Here is a 13,380-nt window from a genome sequence, read left to right as displayed (position 1 = left end):
TCGGGTAACAAAAACAGCACAGACATCTCTTTGGATAGTCTCTTTTTTCTATCCAGATCAAACAGAGGTACCATTAGAAAGTTGATGGAAACTAAATATCATCCACATCATAACACGCCCCCAAACAACCACTAAAAATTGAGTCCGAACTACAAGATAGACTTATATATTTGGGGATAGCCCAATTGATCTCTACATTTTTACACTCTAGTTGCATATATTTTAGAACTAGTGCATCATAAACGAATAATTCTAAGACAAAACAAGCACAATTTAACATATTCTTTTAGAAATTATTTGTAACTACTAAGCTTCATTTATAGTTTAGCCTCCATTCGCTAAAGAATGGAGGTTCAGAAAATATATAATGTGTAAATTATTTTATTGCCAACTGACCTTAAGATGGTTTTGAGATAACCAATGAGCAATCATTCTCACGACACTCTTTCCTTGTTTTTTAAGTGTATCAACAATAGAGCGTAACATGGCATACCTTTGGGCTCCTTCTTCTGTTCGATAACCTGCAGATACTTTTTGTTTTATTTTAATATTACGTATTGACCTTTCGGATGCATTGTTGTCAAAAGGAACTTCGTAATACTCTAAGAAAGTAAACACACTATCAATCTTTTTAATTAATCGACTCCGTAATGTCTTGATCTCATCTAGCTGATCGTCATACTCGTCATTTTTCAACAGTAATAAAAGCTGTTCTTTAAATATTGATTTTTCTTTTAAAGGATATTGGTTCTTGGCTGATTCTCTCTTTAATTTCATGGCTTTATAGAATATATTCAAAATATCCTCTGCCCAACTGTTATTCGTTTGTTGTTTAATGTAGATTAATTCTCGTTGTAAATGTGCTAAACATAGTTGATAATGTTTGGCTGGAGTTTTTAATTGCGAAGCATAACAGTCACTGACTAAGGTCGCATTAATAAATCCTTTTTTAAAATTTTCTACTACAACTTTATACCCTCTAGACTTATTGGCTGTAATGAATGTTACCTCATGATTTTGCCATACCCACATCCATCCTTTGCCTCCATTGATCTTGCAACCTGTTTCGTCTGAGCCAACTACACTGGATTTGGATATCGATTCACGAAGTGATTCATATAAAGGAGTCATCACCTCTTGGGCTTTATTTAAAATATTAGTAATAGTCCCATCTCCAATTTTAAATGATGTTATCTCTTCCACTAGTGAACCAATACGGTTTAAAGGGATATAATGTTCAACATACAAGCTTACAATTAGTGATCGTAAATGAGAACCGTATTGGACAGGTGCTTTTATATTCGAGGGCATAGAACCTTTGTGTAGTTGACCACAACTGCATCTATTTTCATAAAGACGATGCTCAGTACAGATTTGTTCAAGAACAGGTGGTATGTCAAAAACCTGACGTTTGCATAACAAGCTAGCGTCTTCTTGATTTAATGTATTACCACACTGACATGTCGATGGAGGATAATATGACTCTATGCTTGTTGGAAAATCACTCTGTAGTAATGTCGATCCTTTATGGTTGGGTTGACCTCCGGGTTTCCTAGTGGATTTATTTCGAAGTGATTGATTTTTCTTTACTGTATGTAAATCTCTTGAAGGTGGAAAACTACTATTACTACTGTTTTTATGATTACGCGATAGTTTATCTTCTAGATCCTTTACTTTTTCATGAAGCATAGTATTCTCTTGTGACAAAGCTTGAACTCGTGACATCACTCTGTCTAGCTCTTCCTTTAAGGACTCAACCTGCTTCTTTAAAGCTTGATTCTCTCGTTCTAAACGATCTATTGTTCTCATGATTACAAAGATTCATTGATCTTGACAAATTAGAAAATATTATAACAGAAAGTAATCAACAATACGGCCTATTATTATTAACAATCATCACTAAAACAACGTGTTTGGAACTTTTGTGTGATTATTAGACTCAAAAAGAACCTGAGTAGTTACAACTTATTTGCTCATTCACCACAGATTAAGGAGGTTGAATGCCTTGGAAAGAAGCCAACGATTATTACCGAAATATGCTTTGATCAAGAGGTATACAAGAATGCTTCTCTAACAATTTCTAACGTTGCCAAGTCCATTAAATTAACCGGATGGAAGAATTTTAAGCATGTCACCTATAAATTTATTCCGTTCATCACTAAATCATATGACTGGACAACCACATCATATTCATATGATGATAATGGTACCATGATTGAAGGAGTTAGAGTTGACTTTTTTTTGGAATAGTGATAAAAAAACAAGTGGACTTTTACTTATTCCCGATATCGTCAGGAACAAAAAGGTTCTCGCTATTGGTTACAATATATTAGAAAATTATCCATATGAGATATCACAATTGGTTTTACCAAAATACTTACAAAAAATCGAAAGAGGTGCATTTGCTCATCATGAGAATATCCATGGAGCGTTATTCATTCCAGACAACACCGAAAACATAGGTCAATTGGCATTTGAAGGGTGTAAAAACATCACGTCTCTAAATATATCGCCTAAATCAAAGCTAAAGAATATCCAATACAATGCATTTAAGGATTGTGAGAAAATGGCTTGTGACCTCACCATTCCAATCGGGGTAAAGGTTATTGAACATGGAATATTCTATAACTGTAAAAGCATCAAGTCGATCAAACTCCACAAAGAAATTACAAAGATTGAATCCATGGCTTTCGCATTTTGTGAGAATTCCACAGGTCTTCAACTTGATCCTGATTGCAAAATCGAATCTATTGAAGCGGGAGCTTTTGCAAATTGCCATAATATGGATGCAATTATACTCCCTAATTCGCTCGAGAAAATTGGTGGTTGTGCATTCTTAAACACCGATGTAGAACAAGACATTACCCTTCCTTCGAATATCTACAAGATAGGGTATGGTGCATTTATTGGGGTGCACTCCAAAGTTTTCACGATACCAGATGAAGTAAAGATCTTTAAGATAATAGACAAGAAGGAAGTCAAATCTAGGATCGAAGGAATGTACCCTCATCTATTTGAAAATAATTCTAATTTTAATAATGATTTCAACTTAGACTATACGTTACCTCACGAAATCAAAAACGTGGTGATAGGGAAAATTTGCTATCGGATGCCAGATCACCTATTCGATCAATGTAATCAAATTGAATCCATTGTTTCCAACAACACCTATCCACCAAGTATTGAAGAACACACCTTCATGATGGAGAATGCCCCAAACATTGAATTGATTGTACCAAAGGAGGTGATCGAAAAATATCAAAAAGCAAACTATTGGAAAGAGTTTAGCTTTAAAAAACTCACTGCTGTAGAGGAAAATTCGTTTAATAAATCCGCACAATGTTTCGTTGACAATGGCATATTAAAGATAAAAAGTCAGAGTCCTATCAAGAAAGTGGAAATATTCAATATTTTGGGATCCAAGATATTTGAAAAAAGTGGAATGATCCAAGACATTGAGATTCCTTGGAATAGTAACTCTTTTGTCATCATTCGATGCACCAACTTAAATGGATCGATCAAAACCTACAAATGTCAATAATATCATTTAATTCTTAATACGAAAGGCTGTCTCACCGAAGAGATGGCCTTTTTCTTTTATACAATATCGTAGCATAATTAAATACCAACCCTCAATTGTTCTGTTCCGATCTTGAGATCACTCTCATGATCCTTTCAATCATGATATTTAAAGAACATATATTGGAAATATATGACAAAAAAGAGGCTGTTTTCATTTTCATGAGACAGCCTCTTTAATTAATCTATAAACTTAAATATAAACAAGAATGATTCAATGACTCAAATAAATACTTTCTCAGATATCCAATAAAAGAGAAAAAGAGAAGGCTCTGTCATTGCTATTTTAAATTTGGATTCAAATTAGCCTCTCTCTCAGGAATCGGAGCAAAGTAACTGCTCTCTTGGATAGAATTTGCGTCAAATCCTTCCGCTTCATCGGAGTGCCCCATCATCGTCTCTTTTACACGCTCACGACGAACATTATCGTTCCATGTTTTATTTTCAAAAGCAAATTCCCACGCTCTTTCATGAAGTACCGTTTGATCGAAAGTATTCTGATCTGCGCCATCCGCAAGGATTCTTGCCTCTTCATCGGTGCCTAAATATGCACGATTCTGAATACGGCGAAGTGCATCATATGCCTCTGCTGTCGGTCCACCGTTCGCTAAGTTACTAGCCTCTGCAAAAACCAACAAAGCATCAGCATATCTAAATATTGGATAGATTGCATTCGATGTTGCTTCATTCCAATTTGCTCCTCCAATATCTCTATATTTACCAATCCATGTATGCTTCTCTTTTCCCTCGATTGCAGCACTCCAGCTCTCTTCAGGAAGCAATGCACCTTTTTTCGTATACTTGATTGTATCATAGATACATGATTTTATACGATTATCATGAGGGTAATTTCTATAGAATTCATTAGTCACCACAAAGTCTTTCCAACCACCTTCTTCAGTACCTCTAAAAGATTTATTTCCATAAGAACCGTAATTACGACCAGAAGCAAAATCAGCATAAAAAGCAAAAATATGTTCTTTAGAGAAACGATTATCATATCTCCATAAGTCTGCATAATGTTCTTCTAGACCATGATCGACACCATTCACAACTAATGCAGCCTCATCGGCAGCTTTCTGATAATACTCCGTACCTTTGTTTATTGGATAACCCGCCATATTCAAGTAGACATATGACTTTAAAATACGAACAGCATCAATAGTAGGACGCGCTTTGTCTCTACTTTGAACACCTGGCAGATCCTCCGCTTTATCTAGATCTTCTAGAATAAAATTGAACACTTCTTCCATCGAAGACTTCTTCACTCCTAAAGAGCTATCTCCATTTAAATTCTTTGTTATAATTGGAACTTCTTTCCAATAAATTGCAAGGTTATAGTAGGCAAAAGCTCGAAGAAAGTATACTTCAGAGATACGTTGATTTCTCACATCATCATCCATAGGAATAGTCTCAATCTTAGCAATATTTTCGATCACATTGTTCGCTGCACTAACACCTCTGTAAAGTCCATACCAAAGCTTCTCTACATCGGGATTCTGTGTCGACACATTAAAGTCATCAAACTCAAGCATTCTCTGCTTATTCAACCCTCTAGGAGCAGTTAATGCTTGGTCGCCAGTATTTACAGTAAAACCATAGGTACTTAGACCACCGAAACGACCGTTATTCTTAAAGATATAATTATAGATAGGATAGATTGCAGCATCTAACTCTTCTTCTGTTTTAAAGTAGTTGTCCGGAGTCAACTGACTCGAAAGATCTTCCTCGAGGAAATTACACCCTGTAAATGTTGCTAAAAGCACAAAACAAGATAGTGCAAGTGTTATAATATTTTTCTTCATAACTTTTCAAGAATTAAAAACAAGAACCAATATCATTATTAGAAATTGATATTCACCCCAATACTTCCCACTTTAGCCATTGGGAAAGGAGCAGTATCGTAACCAGGAGTTTGGTCTCCACCACCATTACTTACTTCAGGATCATATCCTTTATAGTTCGTTAGAGTAAACAGATTTTGTCCTGATGCATATACACGAATAGAACTAAAGATAGCGTTCTCATTCTTGGCATTGAATGTGTAACCTAAAGTAATATTCTTTAATCTTAGGAAAGATCCATCTTCAATAAATCGTGATGATTCAGCTTGGTAAGCTACCGTTTTAGCATTTGTTTTACTAAATCCTGGAATATCAGAATCTTGATTTTCTGGAGTCCAATGATTTAGGATATCAGTACTTGTTGGATCTGAGTTTACGACGCCCATCATTCGAGCATTCACCCCATTATAAATATCATTCCCTATGGATGCTGTAAACATCAAAGACATATCCCAGTTCTTGTAGCTAAAATTATTTGCAAACCCAAACTGCCATTTTGGTAGTGCGTTACCAATCACCTGACGGTCATCTGAATTGATTACATTGTCATTATTCAGATCATGGAATTTCGCATCCCCAGATACTGCACCATAAACTGCTGCCTCAGCTACTTCAGAACTCTTCCAAACTCCTTCATATTTGTAGCCATAGAATTGACCAAATTGGCTATTTGGTTCAAGAATTGTATTCATATCACCATTATCAAAGATGATGTTGTCTCTTCCACTCAAATCGATAATCTCAGAGCGGTTGGTAGAGGCAGTAAGATTACCATTCCATCTAAAATCTTTGTTTCCTAGATTCATCTGAACAGAGAAGTCCCATCCTTTATTACTTAAAGAACCCACATTCTTTAGTTCTGTATCAAAACCAGTATAGTTAGGAACCGGAACCAAAAGAAGTAGATCCGTAGTCTCTTTGCTATAGTAATCTGCAGTAATGCTAATCATACCATCTAATAGAGAGACATCGGCTCCAATATTAAACTGAGAAGTTGTTTCCCATGTCAAATTTGGATTATCAAATCGAACAAGAACATTACCTACTGAGTTTGACTCGCCATTAATAGGATAGTTTACACCTGGATCCATCACAGCATGTGATTGATAAGGATTGATCGCTTGACTACCTGTCACACCATAACTTGTTCTAAACTTCAAGTTGCTAATTGCCTCAATATTTTGAATAAAAGGCTCTTCAGATGCTCTCCAAGCAAAAGAAGCAGAAGGGAAATATCCCCATTTACTGTTATCCGCAAATTTTGAAGATCCATCCGCACGAATAGCAGCAGTTAATAAATACTTATCTTTAAAAGAGTAGTTTACACGTGAAAGGAACGACATCAATGTCGACTCAGAATAAGCAGATCTTGGGTTGATACTATTAGATCCCAAAGAGATATCATCATACCCTAAGTTCACATCAAAATCGGTGACTGTTGTTCCATTACTTCTACGCTTATAACCTGACTGCTCATTCACTAAAGTCACATTCAGATTGTGATCACCAAATGAATCAATATAAGTCAACATATTGGTATTTTGCCAGCTACTATTCCACGAGTTCGAGATGTTGGCTTTACCATTTGTCCCTTGACCTCCATAAGTATACTTGCTGTTATAGCTATATACATCGCTTGACTTTTTTGATGAACCCCCAATTACCTTTAAAGTTAAAGTAGGAAGAATTTGATAAGAGAAAGAGAGGTTTAAATCCAATCCATCCTTTTTTGTCTCAGCATTCAACTCTTCATAATCTGCCACAGGATTATTTACCGTTGCAAATTCAGATTCCACATACTCACCATTTTCATCATAAGCATTATTTGTTGGCTCAAAACTCAAAGCATCCATCGAGATACTTCCATTTGCCCACTTTAGATTATATGGATTATCTGTAGATTGATATCCTGAAATACGTGTATTCATGGTCAGTTTATCCGATAGTTCGGTCTCCAAATTCGCACGAAAAGAATATCTCTCATAGTTCGAATTTTTGATGATACCCTCTTGATCTAGAAACTGCCCCGATATTAGAAAACGAGTCTTCTCTGTTCCCCCAGAAACCGACATATCGTGATTCTGCATCACAGCATTTCGGTAAACATCATCTTGCCAATCATTTCCACCATTTGTCTGGTATCCTTCAATTTGATCTGCTGTATATTTAGCACTTCCACCTTCTGCTACCCTCTTTTCATTTACTAGGTTTGCATAGGTCGCAGCATCCATTACATCCATCTTCTTAGAGATACTTTGGATACCCATAAAGCCATTATAACTAACTTTTGTTTCGCCCGCTTTTCCTGATTTGGTAGTCACAAGAATTACACCATTAGCTCCTCTTGAACCATAGATTGCAGTAGAAGAAGCATCTTTCAACACCTCAATCGATGCGATATCGTTCGGATTCAACTCTTTTAGAGTTCCTCCAATAATTCCATCGATCACCACCAAAGGATCATTGTCTCCATTGATCGAGTTGGAACCACGAATTCTAATTTTCATATCCCCACCTGGAGCCCCACTATTAGAGCTAATAGCAACCCCAGACATCTTTCCTTGAAGTGCTTCATTTACAGAAGATGTTTTTGCTTGAACAATATCGTCCGACTTTACCCCAACAGTAGAGCCCGTCAAATCACTCTTTTTCATCACACCATATCCAACGGCAACGACTTCATTTATTGCAATCGTACTCTGTGTCAATTCAATATTGAAATTGTTTTGATCTTTCACTGGTGTTTTTTGGGTAGTATAACCAATGAATGAAATACTTAGAATAGCACTTTTAGGATTTGGAACTTTTAAAGTAAAGTTACCATCGAAATCCGTTATAGTACCCCGATTAGTCCCTTCTACCAAGACTGTGGCACCTGGAACAGGTTGTTTCGTTTCGTCTAGTACTGTACCTGAAATCTGTTTCTCTTGTGCAAAAACAGAAATATTCATTACCATAACGAATAGAAACAATACACCTTTCAACAGCATTGCACGATGCTTCTTTAAACTCAATTGCCTCATTATTAAGATGTTTTACGGATTAGTTAAATCAGTGACTGAATCAATTGAATGGTATTTGATCTTAAGTTTGGCGACTATAAATAGAATCATAGTCAAAATGTTTTATTCCAATAACAGTTTTAATATGTAAAATTTAATTTTCAATCTAAATCCACATATATAAAAAGCAATGGAATAGCGAGGGTGTGTTTTAACAAATAAGAACATCAACCAATCACATTGTTGCCAATCACATTGTTCAATTATAGCAACTATTCTCAATAAAAAACTATACAAAAATGTAATATTGTACAATTACCAACCATAAGCGAACTAATTATGCAGATTTGACAGGTATTTACTCTGTCTATTCACTCATATTTGAATAAATAGAGGCAATTTTATATTTGAATGAACTATTTCACCACCACTAATACATTAACAAGTACAAACACATAGAAACAGATACAAACAAATACAAACACATAGAAACAAATAGAAACACAATTATATATACATTGATCAATAAAAGTGTTTTTATTCAATTAGGAACATATAAAAATATCGTGATCATAAAACACCAAACTAAATCCATCTAAATAATTGTAGTTCACTCGTCAACATATTTATCACGAGATTATAAAACGATCAATACCTGATACCATATTAGCATACATATTAGTCAGGACTTAGTTACCCTTTGGTTACTCTAGGAGTAACCAAAGGGTAACTAAAGGGTAACCAAAGGGTATCGGAAAGAGCCTTTAAAGCACCCTTCGATAAGTGGTATAAATCATTTCGATATTCTTGATCCAAATTATCTTATAAACATGGTGAGATGATCCTTATCCTTACTATTAATAAAAGAACGATGTTCTTTCATTAATAGTAAGGAAACATTCAAAACATAGAACCGATCCTTATAAACGGAGATGACTCATTACTTTTACAATGCTTTTTAACAATTAAATCAAAGACTTAAATAAACTATTCGGGTGTAAGTTTTCGATTCCTTGTTCATTTCCTTATTTTTGTGCTTCAATTGACCATAAGTGTCAATTTTTCTATTACGAAAGAAATGAAATATAAGTAGTTTGTATGGACCAAAATACAATTAATCACTTAAGAGAACTTGAAGCAGAATCTATTTTTGTTTTAAGAGAAGTAGCAGCACAATTTGAACGTCCGGTCATGTTGTTTTCAGGAGGGAAAGATTCTATTGTGATGTTTCACTTAGCAAGAAAGGCATTTTATCCTGGAAAAGTTCCATTTCCTTTAATGCACATTGATACAGGACATAACTTCCAAGAGGCACTTGACTATCGTGATAATCTTTGCGACAAGACTGGAACTCGTTTAATCGTGAAGTATGTACAGGACTCAATCGACCAAGGTCGTGTTGCGGAAGAAAAAGGACCTAATGCGAGCCGTAATTCGCTCCAAACGGTAACTCTTCTAGATGCATTAGAGGAGGAGAAATTTGATTGTGCGATGGGGGGTGGAAGACGTGATGAGGAGAAAGCTCGTGCTAAAGAAAGATTCTTCTCACACCGTGATGATTTTGGCCAATGGGATCCTAAAAACCAACGCCCAGAGCTTTGGAATATCTTCAATGGAAAGAAGCATGTTGGAGAGCACTTTCGTGTATTTCCAATCAGTAACTGGACAGAGATGGATGTATGGCAATATATACTTTTAGAGAATATTGAGATGCCTTCACTTTATTACACTCACGAACGAGAGGTGTTCTTGAGAGATGGAACATGGTTGGCAAAATCGGATTGTTTGACATTGAAACAAGGAGAGAAATATGAGACCAAACAAGTTCGTTGTAGAACAATTGGGGACATCACTTGTACAGGTTTGACACTCTCTAAAGCAAATACTTTGGAAGAGATTATTCAAGAAGTAGCCTCTACCCGAGTTACGGAACGTGGTGGACGTGCCGATGACAAAAGATCGGAAGCTGCCATGGAAGATAGGAAAAAGCAAGGATACTTCTAGGAATCTTCTATTCTGTCTTTTATAAAATCAACATTTTGTAAACCATTGTTAAAAATCTTTTTTAAAGATGTCAGGAAAAGCAAACGGATATTTAGACATGGAGCTACTTCGATTCACCACTGCAGGTAGTGTAGATGATGGAAAGAGTACGCTTATTGGTCGTTTATTATATGATAGTAAAGCGATTTTCGAAGACCAAATGGAGGCGATCGAAAATGCAAGTGTAAACAAAGGAGAAGAGCAAGTGAACTTGGCACTTCTTACTGATGGACTTCGTGCGGAACGAGAACAAGGTATTACGATTGATGTAGCATATCGTTATTTTGCCACTCCAAACCGTAAATTTATCATCGCAGATACTCCGGGTCACGTTCAATATACCCGAAATATGGTAACAGGTGCATCTACGGCAAATGCAGCTTTGATACTGATCGATGCACGTAATGGGGTGATTGAGCAGACACGTCGTCATGCATATATTGCTTCTTTATTACAAATCCCTCATGTAGTGGTTTGTATTAATAAAATGGATTTGGTTGATTTCGATCAAGAGACTTATCAAAAGATCAAAAACGATTTTAAATCCGTTGCAGAGAAGCTCGACATTAAAAATTTCTACTTCATTCCAATGAGTGCAAGAGATGGAGATAATGTTGTAGACCCATCGAAGAGATGCCCTTGGTATACAGGAAAAACACTTCTTCAGACATTAGAGACTCTTCCTGTTGGAGAAGATTTGAATAGAGAAGATGCTCGTTTTCCAGTACAGTATGTTATCCGTCCTCAAAGTGATGAGTTTCATGATTATCGTGGATTTGCTGGTCGTGTGGCTAGTGGAGAGTTCTACGTTGGTCAAGAAGTAAAAGTGTTCCCTGGAGAACAAACTTCAAAGGTCAAAAGCATCAATATTCTTGATGAACAATTAGAGAAAGCTATTGCACCTCAGTCGGTTTCTATCCAACTTGAAGATGAAATTGATATTAGTAGAGGTTCACTTCTAAGTGCTGCTGACAACTGTCCTAAGTCGGATCAAGTGATCGATGCGATGATCTGTTGGATGAGCGAAACACCTATGCGTGTTCGAGGTAAGTATACCATTAAACACACTTCGTCTGATGTACTAGGAATGGTGCAGGAGGTGGTGAATAAGATAGACATCAACACGCTTGAAATTGCAGACGACACGGCTGTTGGGCTGAATGATATTGCACGTATTAAGTTGAAAACATCTAAGCCATTATTCTATGATTCATACAAAAAGAATAGAATAACTGGTAGTTTCATTATCATTGATGACGCAACAAATAATACTGTTGGAGCTGGAATGATTATCTAATTCTCTCTGATACTATTCATATTAAAAAAGGCAACACTTCTATTTAGAATGTTGCCTTTTTTTTATTTCGTATTATGGAAAATGTCGTCTTTCCTTTCGTATTCCATTTGCATTCAAAACTATAATGAACAGAATCTTTATTAAGAGGATCTGACAAGAGATGAAAAGAGCAACCTTCTTTAACTTTATCTTCTATTATGTATATCTTTGTAAGAGGGTACTGGGGACAAAGTCCTTATAAATATTTCAACAATACGTTAAAAATAGATCATCCCCATTTTATTGTCCACCATGTTGCACTTTAATTTAAAATCGAACGAACATAAAAGATGAAAACTGAAAGATTTGAAGCATTAGATGCATTTAGAGGTTTATGTGCTCTCTTTGTTATGCTATACCATATGAATGTAACAGATACTATTACTGAATTTTCGTTCTTTAGAAACAGCAAAATATTTGTGGAGTTTTTTTTTGTTCTCAGTGGCTTCGTGTTAGCCCATGTGTATGCTTTTGAGAATAAATATGACTTCAAAAAATATATCAAGGCCAGATTCTTAAGGCTATATCCATTACACTTTGTGATGTTTTCATTATTTATTGTTCTTCAGCTTGTTAAGCTACTTTTATATAACCTTGGAATTACCTCATTTGAAGTATTACCTTTCTCGGAGAAATCATCAATCCTAAACATCGCAACAAACTTATTATTGTTACAGTCTTGGACTCCATATACATATCACCTTAGTTTTAATGCCCCATCCTGGAGTATTAGTATCGAATTCTATCTATATATACTTCTATTCATCAGCTTCTTGATATTTAGGAAGTATAAATTAATTTCTTGGGTTCTAATTTCCTCAACCAGTTTCATTCTATTGTATTTAGACTCTAAATTAGTAGTCCGGCCCGTATTAAGTGGATTATCATGCTTTTTTGGGGGTGCATCTGTTTATGCAATTTTTAGACAAATTTCAGATAAAAAACCATCGTATTTTTGGGGTACCTTTATAGAGATACTCTTATTAATAGGCATTGGTACCACAATTGTATCTCACTTACCTTATAAGAATATATTTGCTTCAGTATTCTTTCTTTTTACCGTGCCGTTCTTCGCTCTTGAAGTCGGTTTCATATCAAAACTTCTAAGAAAACACTTCCTTCAATGTCTTGGCAAGTTATCATTTTCAATCTATATGACCCATTTTTTTATAATATTTTGTTCAATATGGTTCTTTAAAATCATACAACATTTCACCTCAACATCCATTGTATACCAATCAAATTCTCATATATATATAGATTTTGGAAATATTTTAATCAACAATATATTTGTAATATTTTCTATAATAGTAGTGATCTTTGTCTCTAAAATTACACATAAATATATTGAATTACCATTTCAGAGGCTATATAAGAGAGTCTGATAAGTTTTTAAAATATTCAGATGATATTTTAACCAATTATCCTGCGGAATGTTCTCTTCACATATCGTTTTCGTCTATCGACTATTGCAAAAAGGCAGCACTTTATTATTCAGTACTGCCTTTTTATTTTTAATGTGTTTAATCTTGTAAACTTTTTCTTACACAACCCAATGGTTCGTTAGAATATTACA

General features: G+C 35.2%; 8 protein-coding genes. 5 read left to right on the top strand and 3 right to left on the bottom strand.

Annotation, left to right across the window (positions count from 1 at the left end; translation table 11 throughout):
• Nucleotides 1-381 precede the first annotated feature (381 nt).
• A complete protein-coding gene (locus K4L44_02935) occupies nucleotides 382-1,809 on the bottom strand; it encodes an IS66 family transposase (protein ID QZE14832.1) in 1,428 nt (475 codons plus the stop codon).
• Nucleotides 1,810-1,926: 117 nt separating this feature from the next.
• Between K4L44_02935 and K4L44_02930 the strand changes: the two genes are divergently transcribed.
• Together K4L44_02930 and K4L44_02925 are read left to right on the top strand one after the other, a co-directional pair.
• Nucleotides 1,927-2,250, top strand: a complete 324-nt coding sequence (locus K4L44_02930; protein QZE14831.1) for a hypothetical protein — start codon at nucleotides 1,927-1,929, stop codon at nucleotides 2,248-2,250.
• Nucleotides 2,216-3,541, top strand: coding sequence for a leucine-rich repeat domain-containing protein (locus tag K4L44_02925; GenBank protein ID QZE14830.1), 1,326 nt, complete (start codon nucleotides 2,216-2,218; stop codon nucleotides 3,539-3,541). The genes K4L44_02930 and K4L44_02925 overlap by 35 nt, the downstream gene beginning before the upstream one ends.
• Nucleotides 3,542-3,860: 319 nt before the next feature.
• On the opposite strand, the gene K4L44_02920 is transcribed toward K4L44_02925, so the two are convergent.
• On the bottom strand, nucleotides 3,861-5,384 hold the full coding sequence (locus K4L44_02920; protein ID QZE14829.1) for a RagB/SusD family nutrient uptake outer membrane protein: 1,524 nt from the start codon (nucleotides 5,382-5,384) through the stop codon (nucleotides 3,861-3,863).
• A gap of 38 nt (nucleotides 5,385-5,422) precedes the next feature.
• Complete coding sequence (locus K4L44_02915) at nucleotides 5,423-8,446, bottom strand: TonB-dependent receptor (GenBank protein ID QZE14828.1); 3,024 nt, start codon at nucleotides 8,444-8,446, stop codon at nucleotides 5,423-5,425.
• A gap of 1,077 nt (nucleotides 8,447-9,523) precedes the next feature.
• On the opposite strand from K4L44_02915, the gene cysD reads away from it, so the two are divergent.
• From cysD to K4L44_02900, 3 genes are all read left to right on the top strand, one after another.
• Complete coding sequence (gene cysD, locus K4L44_02910) at nucleotides 9,524-10,429, top strand: sulfate adenylyltransferase subunit CysD (GenBank protein QZE14827.1); 906 nt, start codon at nucleotides 9,524-9,526, stop codon at nucleotides 10,427-10,429.
• 97 nt (nucleotides 10,430-10,526) lie between these two features.
• A complete protein-coding gene (locus K4L44_02905; protein QZE15942.1) occupies nucleotides 10,527-11,765 on the top strand; it encodes a GTP-binding protein in 1,239 nt (412 codons plus the stop codon).
• A 329-nt stretch (nucleotides 11,766-12,094) separates the two neighbouring features.
• Nucleotides 12,095-13,189, top strand: a complete 1,095-nt coding sequence (locus K4L44_02900; GenBank protein QZE14826.1) for an acyltransferase — start codon at nucleotides 12,095-12,097, stop codon at nucleotides 13,187-13,189.
• The last annotated feature ends 191 nt before the right edge of the window (nucleotides 13,190-13,380 follow it).

The organism is Prolixibacteraceae bacterium, from assembly GCA_019720755.1.
GTDB lineage: Bacteria > Bacteroidota > Bacteroidia > Bacteroidales > Prolixibacteraceae > Halosquirtibacter > Halosquirtibacter laminarini.
Note: the sequence above shows the minus strand (reverse complement) of the source record. Positions and strands in the feature narration are given on the sequence as shown.